At 70.6% G+C, this 16077-nt stretch carries 12 protein-coding genes; 9 read left to right on the top strand and 3 right to left on the bottom strand.

The window, feature by feature from the left end; genetic code table 11:
• Positions 1-137 precede the first annotated feature (137 nt).
• The 8 genes from ABZ910_RS03310 to pgi all read left to right on the top strand — a co-directional run bounded on the left by ABZ910_RS03310 (position 138) and on the right by pgi (position 10571).
• Positions 138-3092, top strand: a complete 2955-nt coding sequence (locus tag ABZ910_RS03310) for a M14 family zinc carboxypeptidase (protein ID WP_361358405.1) — start codon at positions 138-140, stop codon at positions 3090-3092.
• Positions 3093-3339: 247 nt separating this feature from the next.
• Positions 3340-4350, top strand: coding sequence for a type I glyceraldehyde-3-phosphate dehydrogenase (gene gap, locus ABZ910_RS03305; protein WP_361358402.1), 1011 nt, complete (start codon positions 3340-3342; stop codon positions 4348-4350).
• Positions 4351-4522: 172 nt separating this feature from the next.
• Positions 4523-5734, top strand: a complete 1212-nt coding sequence (locus tag ABZ910_RS03300; protein WP_361358399.1) for a phosphoglycerate kinase — start codon at positions 4523-4525, stop codon at positions 5732-5734.
• Positions 5735-5739: 5 nt separating this feature from the next.
• Entirely contained in the window at positions 5740-6516 is a 777-nt protein-coding gene (gene tpiA / locus ABZ910_RS03295; RefSeq protein ID WP_361358397.1) for a triose-phosphate isomerase, read from the top strand.
• 99 nt (positions 6517-6615) lie between these two features.
• Complete coding sequence (gene secG, locus ABZ910_RS03290; protein WP_361358394.1) at positions 6616-6852, top strand: preprotein translocase subunit SecG; 237 nt, start codon at positions 6616-6618, stop codon at positions 6850-6852.
• 252 nt (positions 6853-7104) lie between these two features.
• Positions 7105-7440, top strand: coding sequence for an RNA polymerase-binding protein RbpA (locus tag ABZ910_RS03285; RefSeq protein ID WP_361358391.1), 336 nt, complete (start codon positions 7105-7107; stop codon positions 7438-7440).
• Positions 7441-7591: 151 nt separating this feature from the next.
• Positions 7592-8860, top strand: coding sequence for an MFS transporter (locus ABZ910_RS03280; RefSeq protein ID WP_361358389.1), 1269 nt, complete (start codon positions 7592-7594; stop codon positions 8858-8860).
• Between the two features lie 58 nt (positions 8861-8918).
• Positions 8919-10571 carry a glucose-6-phosphate isomerase gene (gene pgi / locus ABZ910_RS03275; RefSeq protein ID WP_361358386.1) on the top strand — a complete coding sequence of 551 codons (1653 nt, stop codon included), beginning with the start codon at positions 8919-8921 and terminating at the stop codon, positions 10569-10571.
• Between the two features lie 319 nt (positions 10572-10890).
• Here the strand turns inward: pgi and ABZ910_RS03270 are convergent, their stop codons facing one another.
• The 3 genes from ABZ910_RS03270 to ABZ910_RS03260 all read right to left on the bottom strand — a co-directional run bounded on the left by ABZ910_RS03270 (position 10891) and on the right by ABZ910_RS03260 (position 14563).
• Positions 10891-13173: an FtsX-like permease family protein gene (locus ABZ910_RS03270; protein WP_361358383.1), complete on the bottom strand. Its 2283-nt coding sequence runs from the start codon at positions 13171-13173 to the stop codon at positions 10891-10893.
• A gap of 107 nt (positions 13174-13280) precedes the next feature.
• Positions 13281-14051 carry an ABC transporter ATP-binding protein gene (locus ABZ910_RS03265; protein WP_361358380.1) on the bottom strand — a complete coding sequence of 257 codons (771 nt, stop codon included), beginning with the start codon at positions 14049-14051 and terminating at the stop codon, positions 13281-13283.
• Positions 14048-14563 (bottom strand): PadR family transcriptional regulator, encoded by a 516-nt coding sequence (locus ABZ910_RS03260; protein ID WP_361358377.1) that lies wholly within the window; start codon positions 14561-14563, stop codon positions 14048-14050. Before ABZ910_RS03260 ends, ABZ910_RS03265 begins: the two co-directional genes overlap by 4 nt.
• Before the next feature lie 139 nt (positions 14564-14702).
• On the opposite strand from ABZ910_RS03260, the gene ABZ910_RS03255 reads away from it, so the two are divergent.
• Positions 14703-15974, top strand: a complete 1272-nt coding sequence (locus ABZ910_RS03255; protein ID WP_361358374.1) for an ABC transporter substrate-binding protein — start codon at positions 14703-14705, stop codon at positions 15972-15974.
• The last annotated feature ends 103 nt before the right edge of the window (positions 15975-16077 follow it).

The raw sequence follows: 16077 nt of genomic DNA, 5'->3' as shown, positions 1-16077 counted from the left end.
TCAACTCGCCGGTGCCGACGCCCACTTGGGGCGTCGGCACCGGTTTTGCGTATCCATGAGGCACTCTTGACTCGATCACGAACTGTCATGAGCCTGGCATGAGCTCGCCACGGTGGCGGGCCACGCTAGGGGGGTTCATGAGACACAGAGCGAGATCGATCCTCGCTGTCGGCGCGCTCCTGCTCGGCGGAGCGAGCCTTGCACCCATCGCCCAGGCACAGAGCGGACACCCCGCGGCCTCCGGCCCCGACGAGGTCAAGGTCTTCCGCGCCGACGTCACCCGCAAGCAGATACCCCTGCTGCTCAAGGCCGGACAGGACGCCCGTGAACTCGGCGAGCAGATGGCCCGGAAGGGCCGCGGCCCAGTCGAGGTCTATCTCACCGACAAGCAGGCGAAGAAGCTCGAGAAGCAGGGCGTCGACCTCACCGAGCACACCCTGTCGGCGCGGGCCGAGGCACGCGTCGCGGGCGCGTCCCAGGGGGTGTTCCGCCCGTACAGCGGCAGCGGCGGCCTCGAAGAGGAGGTCGTCAGGACCGGGCAGGCCCACCCCGACCTCACGAAGGTCGAGTCCATCGGCAAGACGCTCGACGGCCAGGACATCCTCGCGCTCAAACTGACCAAGAACGCCAAGAAGTCGCAGGACGGCTCCAAGCCCTCGGTGCTGTACGTCTCCAACCAGCACGCGCGCGAGTGGATCACGCCCGAGATGACCCGGCGTCTGATGCACTACTACCTGGGCCACTACAAGACGGACCGGCGGATCAAGAAGATCGTCGACTCGACCGAGCTGTGGTTCGTCCTCTCGGCCAACCCCGACGGCTACGACTACACCTTCCGGAACTCCGGCACCCGCCTCTGGCGCAAGAACCTGCGGGACGTCAACGGCGACGGCGTGATCGCCACCGGCGACGGCGTCGACCTCAACCGCAACTTCGCCTACAAGTGGGGCTACGACGACGAGGGTTCGTCACCCAACCCGACCAGCGAGACCTACCGCGGCGCGAGCCCGGGGTCCGAGCCGGAGACCAAGGCGCTCGACGCCTTCGAGAAGCGCATCGGCTTCACCTACGGCATCAACTACCACTCCGCGGCCCAACTCCTCCTCTACGGCGTCGGCTGGCAGGTGGCGACCCCGACCCCGGACGACGTCCTGTACAAGGCGCTCGCGGGCACCCCGGACAACCCGGCCATCCCCGGCTACCGTTCGCAGGTCTCCTCGGAGCTGTACACCACCAACGGCGAGGCGGACGGCCACGCGTCGAACGTCAACGGCATGGCGATGTTCACCCCCGAGATGTCGACCTGCCAGACCGCGTCGAACATCGACCCGGGAGACACCTGGAACGCCTCCGACTGCCGGTCGGTCTTCAACTTCCCCGACGACGAGAAGCTGATCCAGCAGGAGTTCGCGAAGAACATCCCGTTCGCGCTCTCCGTCGCCGAGACCGCCGTCCACCCGGACCAGCCGGTCTCCCCCGTCGGATTGAGCGCCGCGGACTTCACCCCGGCCGCGTTCTCCACGTCGTACGCGCGCGGTGGCGACCAGGAAGTCTCCGTCGTCGTTCGGAAGTCGGTGCGCGACAAGGAGCTCAAGTACCGCGTCGGCCACGGCCGTACACAGGAGCAGGCGCTGCGGACCTGGAAGGGCGGTCGGACCTACGGCGGTCGGGACGACCTCTACTTCGACGAGTACCGGGCCAAGGTCCACGGCGCCGGCCCCGGCGACAGGGTCGAGGTCTGGTTCACCGGTGACACGAAGGCCGGAAAGCCCACCTCCAGCGAGCACTTCACGTACACGGCGGCCCCGCGGCCCAAGGCCGACACCCTCGTCGTCGCGGAGGAGGGCGCGGCGGCCACGCACGCGCAGACGTACGTGGACGCGCTGAAGGCCGACGGCCGCACGGCGATCGTCTGGGACGTCGCCACGCAGGGCGCCCCCGACGCGCTCGGCGTCCTGAAGCACTTCGGGACCGTCGTCCACTACTCGGGCACGAACGGCCCGGGCAACGCCACCCAACTCCAGCTGCGCGCCTACCTCAACGAGGGCGGCAGGCTGATCGAGGCGGGCGAGCTGGCCGGCGGCGACGTCGACCTCGGCGGCGGCACCCTGACCGACGACTTCAGCCAGTACTACCTGGGCGCCTACTCCCGTACGTCGTCCCCGGGCGCCACCGGCTTCACCGGCTCCGGCGCGCTGGACGGCTTCACCGGTGCCCTCGGCGACGCCCCCGGCAACCCGCTCGACAAGGCCGGCACCTACGCGGTCACCTCCGACGAACTGCCCGTCGCCTCCTACCCGCAGTTCGCCAGTGCGGGCGCGGGTCAGTTCAGCGGGACCGTCAACCCGTACGGGCCGTACACCGGTTCGTACATGGCCGCGGCCGTGCACACCGACGACGCCTACAAGCGCCTCACCCGCACCGTCGACCTCACCGGAGTCGGCGCCGCCGACCAGCCGGCCCTGCGTACCCGGCTGCTGTGGGACACCGAGCCCGGCTACGACCACGCGGTCGTCGAGGTCCACACCACCGGGGCCGACGACTGGACGACGCTCCCGGAGGCGGGTGGTGCCACCCGCACCACCGTGCCGACCGAGTGCGGGGCCGGATTCCTGATCAACGAGCACCCGTGGCTGCGGCACTACCTGACGCTCGCGAACAACGGCTGCACGGCGACCGGCTCCACCGGCTCCTGGAACAGCCTCACCGGCAGTTCCAGCGGCTGGCAGCCGGTGACCTTCGACCTGAGCGCCTACGCCGGGAAGTCGGTGGAGGTCTCGATCAGCTACATCACCGACCCGGGCACCGGCGGCCACGGCGTCCTCGCCGACGACGCCTCGCTCGTCGTCGGCGGCGCGGCCAGGGAGACCGAGGGCTTCGAGACGTCGCTGGGCGCCTGGAGCGCGGCCGGACCGCCCGCGGGCAGCCCGGCGGTCCTCAAGGACTGGGCGCGCACCGGGGTCCTGTTCCAGACATACGGGGCGGTCACGACCGACCGGACCGTGCTGCTCGGCTTCGGCCTCGAACAGGTCCCGGCGGCGGCTGATCGCACGGCACTGCTGAGGAAGGCGCTGGCGTCACTCGACAGGTGAGCCGACCCGCTCACGAACGAGTGAAAACGGCGCCAACGGGCACCGTCAATCCATAGCAAAACAGGGCGATTCAGTGCCCGACCCCGGACGGTCCGTACCCCTACTGGCGGGTACGGACCGCCTGCCCGTGTATGCGGCATCTCGATGTCACTCCAGGGGCCTCAGAGGGGTAGGGTCGTGGGTGGTCGGGGACATCCCATACAGCTCGCCGGCGCACAAGCCGGCGTACCAACGAGGAGATCGGTTCGTGACGATCCGCGTAGGCATCAACGGCTTTGGCCGCATCGGTCGTAACTACTTCCGCGCGCTGCTGGAGCAGGGTGCAGACATTGAGATCGTGGCTGTCAACGACCTGGGTGACACCGCCACCACCGCACATCTGCTGAAGTACGACACCATCCTGGGCCGCCTGAAGCAGGAGGTCTCGCACACCGCCGACACGATCACCGTCGACGGTCACACCATCAAGGTGCTGTCCGAGCGCAACCCGGCCGACATCCCCTGGGGTGAGCTGGGCGTCGACATCGTCATCGAGTCGACCGGCATCTTCACCAAGAAGGAAGACGCCGCCAAGCACCTCGCCGGCGGCGCGAAGAAGGTCCTCATCTCGGCTCCGGCCAAGGAAGAGGACATCACCATCGTCATGGGCGTCAACGAGGACAAGTACGACCCGGCGAAGCACAACATCATCTCCAACGCCTCCTGCACCACCAACTGTGTGGCGCCGATGGCGAAGGTCCTCGACGAGAACTTCGGCATCGTCAAGGGTCTGATGACCACCGTGCACGCGTACACCAACGACCAGCGCATCCTGGACTTCCCGCACAAGGACCTGCGCCGCGCGCGTGCCGCCGCCGAGAACATCATCCCGACGACCACCGGCGCCGCCAAGGCCACCGCCCTGGTGCTGCCGCAGCTCAAGGGCAAGCTGGACGGCATCGCCATGCGCGTCCCGGTTCCCACCGGCTCGGCCACCGACCTGGTCGTGCAGCTGCAGCGCGAGGTCACCAAGGACGAGGTCAACGCCGCGTTCAAGAAGGCCTCCGAGGACGGCGACCTCAAGGGCTACCTGGCCTACACCGAGGACCCGATCGTCTCCTCCGACATCGTGGGCGACCCGGCCTCCTGCACCTTCGACTCGTCCCTGACCATGGTCCAGGACGGCAACTCGGTGAAGATCCTGGGCTGGTACGACAACGAGTGGGGCTACTCCAACCGCCTCGTCGACCTCACGGAATTCGTCGGCGAGCAGCTCTGACCGACAGAGCGGGCATCTCGATGCGATAGCAGGGCTCGGGCAGCGCACCGTCGCGCCGCCCGAGCCCTGCCGCACGTGCGGACCGGCCGCTGACGTACGGTCGGTCAGCCCTCGTACGATCAAGAGCCCTCGTCAAGAGCCTCGTCAAGAGCCCTCCTCAGGAGTCCCCCTCATGAAGACCATCGACGAACTTCTCGCCGACGGCGTGGACGGCAAGCGGGTATTCGTCCGCGCCGACCTCAACGTCCCGCTCGCCGACGGTGTCATCACCGACGACGGCCGTATCCGCGCCGTGCTGCCCACCATCAAGGCCCTTGCCGACGCCGGCGCCAAGGTCGTCGTGGCCTCGCACCTGGGGCGCCCCAAGGGCGCCCCGGACCCGGAGTTCTCCCTGCTGCCCGTCGCCGAGCGGCTCGGTGAACTCCTCGGCGCGCCCGTCGCGTTCGCCCAGGACACCGTCGGCCCCGCCGCCCACGCCGCCGTCGACGGCCTGGAGCCCGGCCAGGTCGCGGTCATCGAGAACCTGCGCTTCAACCCCGGAGAGACGTCCAAGGACGACGCCGAGCGCGGCGAGTTCGCCGACCGGCTGGCCGCCCTCGCGGACGTCTACGTCGGCGACGGCTTCGGCGCGGTCCACCGCAAGCACGCGTCGGTGTACGACCTTCCGGCCCGCCTGCCGCACTACGCCGGCTACCTCATCGCCACCGAGGTCGGCGTCCTGAAGAAGCTCACCGAGAACGTCGAGCGCCCCTACGCCGTCGTGCTCGGCGGCGCCAAGGTCTCCGACAAGCTCGCCGTCATCGACAAGCTCCTCGACAAGGCCGACCGCCTGCTCATCGGCGGCGGCATGGCCTACACCTTCCTCAAGGCCAAGGGCCACGAGGTCGGCATCTCCCTCCTGCAGGAGGACCAGATCCCGGCCGTCAAGGAGTACATGGAGCGCGCCGAGAAGCAGGGCGTGGAGCTGCTGCTCCCCGTCGACGTCGTGGTCTCCCGGGAGTTCCCGGACCTCAAGACCAAGGCGCCGACCGAGCACACCGTGGTCGACTCGGACAAGATCCCCGCCGACCAGGAGGGCCTGGACATCGGCCCGAAGACCCGAGAGCTGTACGCCTCGAAGCTCGCCGACGCCGAGACCGTCTTCTGGAACGGCCCCATGGGCGTCTTCGAGCACCCCGACTACGCCGAGGGCACCAAGGCGGTCGCCCGGGCTCTCGTCGACTCGGACGGTTTCACCGTCGTCGGCGGCGGTGACTCCGCCGCGGCCGTGCGCACGCTCGGCTTCGACGAGAACGCATTCGGCCACATCTCGACCGGTGGCGGCGCCTCCCTCGAATACCTCGAGGGCAAGACGCTCCCCGGCCTCGCCGCACTGGAGGACTGACCTCAATGAGCACGCGCACGCCGATCATGGCGGGCAACTGGAAGATGAACCTCAACCACCTCGAGGCCATCGCACACGTCCAGAAGCTCGCCTTCGCCCTGTCGGACAAGGACTACGAGGCCGTCGAGGTCGCCGTCCTGCCGCCCTTCACCGATCTGCGCTCCGTGCAGACCCTGGTCGACGGCGACAAGCTCAAGATCAAGTACGGCGCCCAGGACGTGTCGGCGCACGACTCCGGGGCCTACACCGGCGAGATCTCGGGCCCGATGCTGGCCAAGCTGAAGTGCACGTACGTGGTCATCGGCCACTCCGAGCGCCGTCAGTACCACAACGAGACCGACGAGGTGGTCAACGCCAAGGTCAAGGCCGCCCTCAAGCACGGCCTGACCCCGATCCTGTGCGTCGGCGAGGAGCTCGACGTCCGCCAGGCGGGCAACCACGTCACCCACACCCTCGCCCAGCTCGACGGCGCCCTGAAGGACGTCCCGGCCGAGCAGGTCGAGACCATCGTGATCGCGTACGAGCCCGTGTGGGCCATCGGCACCGGCCAGGTCTGCGGCACGGAGGACGCCCAGGAGGTCTGCGCGGCCGTCCGCGGCAGGATCGCCGAGCTGTACTCGCAGGACGTGGCCGACAAGGTCCGCATCCAGTACGGCGGCTCCGTGAAGGCGGGCAACGTCGCCGAGATCATGGCCCAGGCCGACATCGACGGCGCCCTGGTGGGCGGGGCCTCGCTGGACACGGACGAGTTCGTCAAGATCGTGCGCTTCCGGGATCAGTGAGTATGCGCTAGACGGGATCCGTCGTACCCTTGCGGGGGCATGGTAGGTAGCTACCGTGCCCCCGTCGTTTCATCCGAATCCGAGAGAGTTGGTCCAGCCGTGGTTTTGGGGTTCTCGATCGCCCTGATCGTCTTCAGCCTGCTGCTGATGCTGCTGGTGCTCATGCACAAGGGGAAGGGCGGCGGCCTCTCCGACATGTTCGGTGGCGGCATGCAGTCGTCCGTGGGTGGCTCCTCGGTCGCCGAGCGCAACCTGGACCGGATCACCGTGGCGATCGGTCTGCTGTGGTTCGCGTGCATCGTCGTCCTCGGCCTGCTGGTGAAGACGAACAGCTGACGACGTACAGCCGGCGAGATCGGCTGTTGACGAACAGCTGATCAGCGTGTCACCGGCACGCACATTCCTTACGTAAGGCCCCATGTTCGGTACGCGCTCATCAGCGCGGCCTATCATGGGGCTTGCGTCTGTGTATGGGGGGCGGTAACTCCAATCACTGGACGCGCGTTGGGCCTTACGTAGACTGAGGCGCTCGCGGCGAAGTGAAACGCCGACTCGCTTCGCGGCACCATCACGCAGGGAGTTACGACCGTGGCAAGTGGCAACGCGATCCGAGGAAGCCGGGTCGGGGCGGGGCCGATGGGCGAGGCGGAGCGGGGCGAGTCCGCGCCGCGCCTGCGCATCTCCTTCTGGTGCGCCAACGGGCATGAGACTCAGCCGAGTTTCGCCAGCGACGCGCAGGTTCCGGACACCTGGGACTGCCCCCGCTGCGGCTTCCCGGCCGGACAGGACCGGGACAACCCGCCGGACCCGCCGCGCACCGAGCCGTACAAGACCCACCTCGCGTACGTACGGGAGCGGCGCAGCGACGCGGACGGCGAGGCGATCCTCGCCGAGGCGCTCGCCAAACTGCGGGGCGAGATCTAGAAGTTGAGAACCGGCCGGGTGCCCGCAGGCGCCTGCCCGGAGCTGTTTCCCAGGCCTGCCGACACCGGCTTCGGACCGATTGTCAGTGGCGCCCTTTACGGTGTGTGCATCGGTGCTTCGGCACGTTCGGGGTGCGGCGTGAGGGGGAGTCGTGGCGGCGGTCGAGACGGCGGTCGGGCGCGCGCCCGCCTGGCGCGGGGGATTCGGGCGGCTGTGGACGGCCGCCGTCGTCTCCCGGTTCGGGGATGCCTTACGGACGGCCGCGCTGCCGCTGCTCGCCGTGCACCTCACCGCCGATCCCCTCGTCATCGCGTCCGTGACCGCCTGCGGCTATGTGCCCTGGCTCCTGTTCGGACTGCTCGGCGGCGCCGTCGCGGACCGAACGGATCAGCGGCGGGCGATGTGGGCCGTGGACACCGTACGGGGCCTGCTCGTCGCCGGTTTCGCGCTGGCCGCGGGCCTCGGCCACGCCTCGATCCCGTTGCTGCTCGCGCTCGCCTTCGCGCTGACCACCCTCCAGACGCTCTTCGACAACGCCTCCACGGCCCTGCTGCCGTCCCTCGTGGACCGCGAGGCCCTGGGCGGAGCCAACGCCCGCCTGATGACCGGGCAGCAGATCGCGGGCGGATTGCTCGCGGCTCCGCTCGTGCCGGTCCTCCTGCTGGCCGGCGCGGCCATGCCGTTCGCGGCCGACGCGGGCACGTATCTGGCGGCCGCCGCCCTGGTGGCGTCGCTGCGCATACGGCCGCCGGAGCGGGAGCCGCGTCCGGCGGGCAGCACGCTGCGCACCGAGATGGGCCAGGGGCTGCGCGCCCTGTGGGGCGACGGTGCGCTGCGGGCGACCTGCGGGGCCACGCTGCTGTGCAACATCGGCATGGGCGCGCTGATCGCTACGCTGGTGCTGCACGTGACCCGCTGGCTGCACGCGGGCAACGCCGGATACGCGGCGGCGATGACGGCGTACTCGGCCGGGAGCATCGCCGGCGGCTTCGTCGCCCAGCGCATCGCGCGCCGCACCGGGCGTGTGCGCGCCCTGCTGGTGGCGGGCGGCGTCCAGACGTCGGCCCTGCTGGTCATCGGCTGCGTCCGTCAGCTGGCGGCCCTGCTTGTCGGCATGCTGCTGCTCGGTGCGATGAACATGGTCTGGAACGTCAACCAGGTCACGCTCATGCAGCAACGCAGTCCCGGGGCGATGGTGGGCCGCATCGCCTCCGCCTTCCGCACGGCCTCGACGTCCGGCGCCCCGCTCGGTGCCGTCCTCGGCGGAGCCGCGGCCCGCGTCTGGGGACTGAACGGTCCCGCACTGCTCGCGGCCGTCCTCTTCGGTGTGGCGGTGACCTCGTTGATACCGGCGCGCAAGGCGGACGTACCTGTTGTTGCCCGGGAGGACGACTCCGCGACAGCTCGCGCCGCGTGCTGATCAACTAGGTTGGGACGGAAGTGGGCACGATGCGCAGGAAAGAAGGTCGACGTCGGATATGAACGCAGACGGCCGTACGAGGCTCAACCAGACGCCCGAGTGGACCGCTCTGGCCAAGCACCGGGAGGAACTCGGCGACACCCCTCTGCGGGATCTCTTCGCCGCCGATCCGGGACGCGGCACCGCGTACACGCTCCAGGTCGGTGACCTGTACGTCGACTACTCGAAGCACCTGGTCAACGACGAGACGCTGCGGCGCCTGCGTGAGCTGGCCGCCGCGACCGACGTGTTCGGGCTGCGGGACGCCATGTTCCGCGGCGAGAAGATCAACGTCACCGAGGACCGGGCGGTGCTGCACACCGCGCTGCGCGCTCCGCGCAACGCGGTGATCGAGGTCGACGGGGAGAACGTCGTCCCGGGCGTGCACGCGGTGCTGGACAAGATGAGCGACTTCGCCGAGCGGGTCCGCTCCGGCCAGTGGACCGGCCACACCGGCAAGCGGATCAGGAACATCGTCAACGTCGGCATCGGCGGCTCCGACCTGGGCCCCGCGATGGCGTACGAGGTGCTGCGCAGCTTCACCGACCGCGACCTCACGGTCCGCTTCGTGTCGAACGTGGACGGCGCCGATCTGCACGAGGCGGTACGGGACCTGGACCCGGCGGAGACCCTGTTCGTCGTCGCGTCCAAGACCTTCACCACGATCGAGACGATCACCAACGCGACGTCCGCGCGGAACTGGCTGCTCACCGGGCTGAAGGCGGGTCAGGATGCCGTCGCCCAGCACTTCGTGGCGCTGTCGACCAACGCCGAGAAGGTCACCGAGTTCGGCATCGACCCGGACAACATGTTCGAGTTCTGGGACTGGGTCGGCGGCCGGTACTCGTACGACTCCGCGATCGGGCTGTCGTTGATGATCGCTATCGGTCCGGACCGGTTCCGGGAGATGCTCGACGGCTTCCGGCTCGTCGACGAGCACTTCCGCACGGCGCCGCCCGAGTCCAATGTGCCGCTGCTGATGGGCCTGTTGGGGATCTGGTACGGCAACTTCCACGACGCCCAGTCGCATGCCGTGCTGCCGTACTCGCACTACCTGTCCAAGTTCACCGCCTATCTGCAGCAGCTGGACATGGAGTCCAACGGCAAGTACGTCGCGCGGGACGGGCAGGAGGTGGAGTGGCAGACCGGGCCGGTGGTGTGGGGCACGCCGGGCACGAACGGGCAGCACGCGTACTACCAGCTCATCCATCAGGGTACGAAGCTGATCCCGGCGGACTTCATCGGCTTCGCCGAGCCGGTTGGCGAGCTGAGCGACGAACTCAAGGCGCAGCACGACCTGTTGATGGCCAACTTCTTCGCGCAGACGCAGGCGCTGGCCTTCGGCAAGACGGCGGACGAGGTGCGGGCGGAGGGGGTGCCGGAGGAGCTGGTGGCACACAAGACGTTCCGGGGGGACCGGCCGACGACGACGATCCTCGCGAGCGAGTTGACTCCGTCGGTTCTGGGGCAGCTCATCGCGCTGTACGAGCACAAGGTCTTCGTGCAGGGCGCGGTGTGGAACATCGACTCCTTCGACCAGTGGGGTGTGGAGCTGGGGAAGGTGCTGGCGAAGCGGGTCGAGCCGGCGCTGACCGAGGGGGCGGAGGTCGAGGGACTGGACGACTCGACGCGGGCGCTGGTCGCCAAGTACCGGGAGCTGCGCGGGCGTTGACGGGGGGCCTCGCCCACCCACCCACCCGTCTCGGTAGGCCAGAAGGCCGCCCCCGCCCTGGGGCTCCGCCCCAGACCCCGGCGGGGGCTCCGCCCCCTGCGCCCCGCCCTTGGGGGTCCGCCCTAGACCCCTGGCGGGGTGCGCCCCGCCCTGGGGCTCCGCCCCAGACCCCGGCGGAGCTTCGCCCTCTGCGCTCCGCCCCGGGCTCTGCCCCATCCCCCCGTCGCCAGGGCTCTCCTACCGAAGTCCCGGATCCTGCTCCCGCTCCTGCTGCCGCTCCGTTCCCCCGGGCACCGGCCGGTCGAGCTCTGTCCAGTCCTCAGGCCGCCGCGCTGAGTGTGTCTGCCAGGCGGTGGTGGGCCGCTCGGGCTGCGGGGACGGCGGCCAGGGCCGTGGAGGCCAGGACCGCTGTTGCGGTCAGGGTGAGGAGGAGGCCGGGGGAGGGGGACTGGGCGATTCCGGCGCCGATGCCGTTGGAGGCGCCCTGGGTGTCGATCAGCCAGCGGGCCAGGGGGAGGCCCAGGGCCGTGGCGGCGAGGACCGCTGTCAGGGCCGTGCAGGCCGTCGCCGTGACGGTGATCGCGGTGATCTGGCGCGGGGACATGCCGATCGCCTTGAGTGCCAGGAGGTCCCGTTCGCTCTCGCGGACCGAGCCGCCGATCGCGGTGAGCAGTTCGACGATCCCGATCAGGGCCAGCACGGCGATCAGTCCGGCGACCACTCCGCGCAGCGAGGACAGGCCGTCGGCGGGGTTCGTCACCGCGTGTACGTCCAGGTGGCCGTGGCCTGCCGCGGTCAGGTCGGCCGCGACCCGGTGCGCGTCGGCGCCCGGGCGCAGGCGCAGCTGGTAGAGGGTCGGGGCCAGGTGCGGGTCGTTCTCGCGGAGGGTGTCCAGCGAGGTGGAGACCACCCGGCCGGCGTTGTCCGGCTCGATGCTGCGACCCACGATGTGCAGGATCTGCGGCCGGTCGCCCACGGTCATCCGGACCCAGTCGCCCACCCGCACGTCCAGGAGGTCGAGCAGCCCCTGTCCGGCCACCGCCTCGTCGGGTCCGCGCGCGGGGCGGCCCTCGGCGAGGGCGTAGGAGTAGGGGTGCCGGCGGGTGCCCAGGCCGCGCAGGGCGATCGTGGCCGTCTGGCCCGGGACCAGGGCGGCGACCTCGACGCCCGGGTAGGCGGCGGCGACGCGGGGATCGTCCTCCAGGAGGGCACGGGCCTTCCGGTCCCCCAGGGCGGGGTCCGCGTGGGCGGTGAGCGAGGCCACCACGCCCATCCGCTGCGGGCTGCTGTGGAAGCGTTCGATGGTGGTCCACGCGCTCAGCGCCACCACGATCAGCAGCAGCGGCAGAGCCAGGCGGGCCACCGTGGCCAGGGACCGGCGACGGCCCGTGAACGCCTTGTGGCAGCCGAGGACCAGCGCGGGCGGCAGCCGCAGGCCGAGCGCCCACCGGGCCATGCCGGTCAGCCGCCCGCCCCCCGCCGGCGCGGGCCGCGGCACCGGTACCGGAGGCACCCGCCCGGCCCGCCAGGCCGCGAGCCCGGTGGTCAGGCCGATGAACAGCACCGCGGCGACAGGCACCGCGAACAGCGCCACCGCGTGCCCCGGCGGCCCCTGCCAGACGCCCACCGCGTCACCGAGCCGGCCCGGGACGAGACGGCCGAGGCCCCGGATGAACGCCGTCGCGGCCACCGCGCCGAGCGCGGCGTACGCGACGTGCTGCAGCAGGAAGACGCGGACGACCTGGCCGGGCGTGAAGCCGATCGCCTTGAGGATTGAGATGTCCCGCAGATGGCCGCGGATACGGCTCCCGATCGCGCCGTGCACCGCGAACCCGGCGGCCACCAGCGCCCCCAGACCGAACAGCCCGAGCACCTGGCCGAGCAGCCGGCTGTCGCCCTGTGCCTCGGCGCGCGCCTGCTGCCAGGTCGACACCTCGCCGACCGCACCGGCGCCCAGCACCGTGACGGCGCGCTGGACGGCGTAGTCCGTGTCGTCGGGATGGGTCAGGCGCAGCCCGACAACCTGGTCGGTGGGGGCGCGGACGGCTGCGCGGGGGGCCCAGACGAGGCCCGGCTGCTCGCCGGGGCTGTAGCGCGGGTCGGGGCTGTCGGCGATGCCCACCACTTTCAGCGTGCGCGCCGTACCGGGCAGCCGCAGGGTGTCCCCGGGCTCCGCGAGCAGGGCCCGGGCGAGGCGGCCCTCCAGGACCACGCCGTCGGGGTCCGAGGGCCGTAGCCAGTGACCGGAGGTGATGAGGGGGCGCCCCACGGCGGGCCGCCCGGGTGTGCCGCGCAGTTCGACGCTCGCGCGGGTGCCGCGCGAGGAGACGGTGACGGACTCGGCCGGGTAGGGGCCGGCGACGCTCTGCACGCCGTCCAGCCGCGCGAGCCGTCCGGTGTCGGCGGACAGCGCGGCGTGGATCCACACGTGCGCGCCGCGGGCCTGGGTGAAGACCCGCTGCCAGGGGTTGGTCGCGTAGCCGAACAGCGCCGTGGCCAGCAGCAGCGAGGCGACGATGCCGGCGGTGGCGAGCACCATGAACAGCGCCTCGCCCCGGTGCGTGCGCAGATCGGAGTGCGCCCAGCGCAGTGAAGCCCGCACGACTCAGCCCCTCGCCGCGCTCAGGTCGGCAGGACGGTGTCCGTGTGCACCACGGTGTCCGTTCACGCCGAAGCGATCCGCTCCGGTCAGATTGACGTGCCCCACGCTCAGTCCCTCAGTTCCAGCACGCCCGAGATCCCTGTGCGCCGCCGCGACGGGGTGCCGTCCAGCGTGGCGTCGTCCGCTATGCGGCCGTCGAAGAAGCTGATCACCCGGTCCGCGGCGCTGGCCAGCCGGGCGTCATGGGTGACCAGGAGGATGGTCTGGCCTCGGTCGTGGAAGCGGCACAGCAGGCGCATCACCTCGCGGGTGCCCTTGCTGTCCAGGCTGCCCGCGGGCTCGTCGGCGAGCAGCAGGGGCGGATGGTTGACCAGGGCGCGGGCCAGGGCGACCCGCTGCTGTTCGCCGCCGGACAGTTCGGCCGGCATGCTGCGTTCCTTGCCCTCCAGGCCCAGGTCGGCGAGGAGCGCCTCCCGTTCGGCCCGGGCCCGCTTCGGCGGAACGCCGGCGAGGAGCGCGGGCAGTTCGACGTTGTCGGCGACCGACAGGCTGGAGATCAGGTTGAAGAACTGGAAGACGATGCCGATGCGCTTACGGCGCTCCACCGCCCAGCGCGCCTCCGAATAGGAGTCCGTGCGCTCGCCGTCCAGCAGGATGCTGCCCGCGTCCGGCCGCTGGAGCCCGCCCAGCAGGTGCAGCAGCGTCGACTTGCCGGCGCCGGACGGGCCGGTGACGGCCACGAACTCGCCCCGCGCGACGCGCAGATCGACCCCGCGCACGGCATGCGCGGGCGCGCCCGTGCCGTAGTGGGTCTTGGTCAGGCCCTCGGCCCGCAGGAGGGGAGCGGTGGTGCCGTCGGGAGAGGGGCTGTCGCTCACTCCGGCTCCTCCAGTTCCTCCTGGCACCGCTCCAGCCAGTCGAGGTCGGCCTGCAGATGCAGCATGGCGCCCTCGATCAGCAGATGGGCGATGCGGTTGTCCCGGTTCTCGGCCGCGGCCAGTTTCGACAGGTTGCGCATGGTGTTGAGGTACTGGCGCCGCTGCTTGTTGATGAGGGCGATCTGATCGGCGAGACCGGTCTCGGGGGCGAGGGCGAGCTTCATGAAGAACTCGTCCCGCACCCGCGGCTCGTCCGCCGTCTCCTCGTACCAGGCGCGCAGCGCCTCACGCCCGGCATCGGTGAGGTGGTAGATCTTCTTGTTGGGCCGGCTGGACTGCTCGACCTCCTCGCCCTCGATCAGTCCCGACTTCTCGAGGCGGCCGAGGGTCACATAGATCTGGCCGACGTTCGGCTGAGGGTACGCCGAGCCCAGCAGTTGCTCAAGGTCGTGCTTCAGCTCGTAACCGTGGGCGGGGCCACGCGTCAGGAGTGCCAGGAGGGCCAGGCGCACGTGTGCAGTCCTCCTGTCCTCGCGATTGTCCTCGTGATGTGCTCCACGCCCTAGTATCGCCCATACCTAACGGGTATACATGGCCTCTGATTCCGGGCGACGGCGCCCGGTGCCCGAGCCCTTGTGCAAGGAGGAACCCGTGCGGTGGATACGTGCCGCGGGCAGGGGCCTCCTCGTCCTCGCCGTGCTCCTCGCCGGGTACGTCGTCTCGGGCGCCCGTGCCGACGAGCGGGACGCCGACGGCCGCGGCCCGCTGACCCTGGCCACCGCCGGGGATCTGACGGGTTACCTGGGCCCGCTGCTCGACGGCTGGAACCGCACCCACCCCGGCGAGAAGGTCACCCTCGTCGAACTGCCGGACTCCGCCGACGAGACCCACGCGCAGATGACCACCGATCTGCGCGGCGGCGACCGCAGCCGCTTCGACGTCCTCAACATCGACGTCAACTGGACCTCGGAGTTCGCGGCGGCCGGCTGGATACGGCCGCTGCCCCCAGGCCGCTTCCCGCTGAGGACCTTCCTGCCGCCGGTCGTCGACACGGCCACGTACGACGGGCGGCTGTACGCCGTCCCGTACGTCACCAACGCCGGACTGCTCCTCTACCGCAAGGACATCCTCGCCGAGGAGCACGTCGCGCCGCCGCGTACCTGGGCCGAGCTGGAGCACGACGCGAAGACCATCGCGCCGAAGCACGGACTGGACGGCTACGCGGGCCAGTTCCTGCCCTACGAGGGCCTCACCGTGAACGCGGCCGAGGCCGTCTACTCGGCGGGCGGCACCATCCTCGGCGGCGAGGGCACCCGCGTCACCGTGAACTCGGCGGCGGCCCGCGAGGGCATCGGGTTCCTCGCCCGCGGTGTGTGCGAGGGCTGGATCCCGAAGCGGGCGCTGACGTACAAGGAGGAGGAGTCCAAGCGGGCCTTCCAGGACGGACGGCTGCTCTTCCTGCGCAACTGGCCGTACGCGTACGCCGTCGCCTCGGCCCCGGGCTCGAAGGTCGCCGGGAGGATCGGCGCTGTACCGCTGCCCGGACCGCACGGGCCGGGGACCAGCGTCCTCGGCGGCTCCAACCTGGCCGTCACCACGCACGCCCGGCACCCCGACTCGGCCGCGCGCCTGATCGCCTACCTCACCGGTGAGCGGGTCCAGCGCCAGGTCCTCACGCGCGGCGCGCTGCCGCCCGTGCGCGCCGCGCTCTACGACGACCCGGGACTGGTGCGGGAGTTCCCGTACCTGCCGACCCTCCGCGCGAGCGTCCTCTCGGCCGCCCCGCGCCCCAAGAGCCCGCACTACGACCAGGTCAGCCTGGTCGTGCAGGCGGTCGTACACGACGCGCTCACCGGACAGGAGACGCCGGGGAGCGCGGTACGGCGGCTGGCGCGGGAGCTCGCCGCCATCTCTCGTCGCTGAGCCTCCCCTTCCTACTTACGTGTTAAGTAACGTGGGCGTCTCATCTCGCCTCGCGACGACCTGATAAATCAGGACATGACGGATCAACTTCCCAGCAGTGTCT

Source organism: Streptomyces sp. NPDC046805, assembly GCF_040645355.1.
GTDB lineage: Bacteria > Actinomycetota > Actinomycetes > Streptomycetales > Streptomycetaceae > Streptomyces.
Note: the sequence above shows the minus strand (reverse complement) of the source record. Positions and strands in the feature narration are given on the sequence as shown.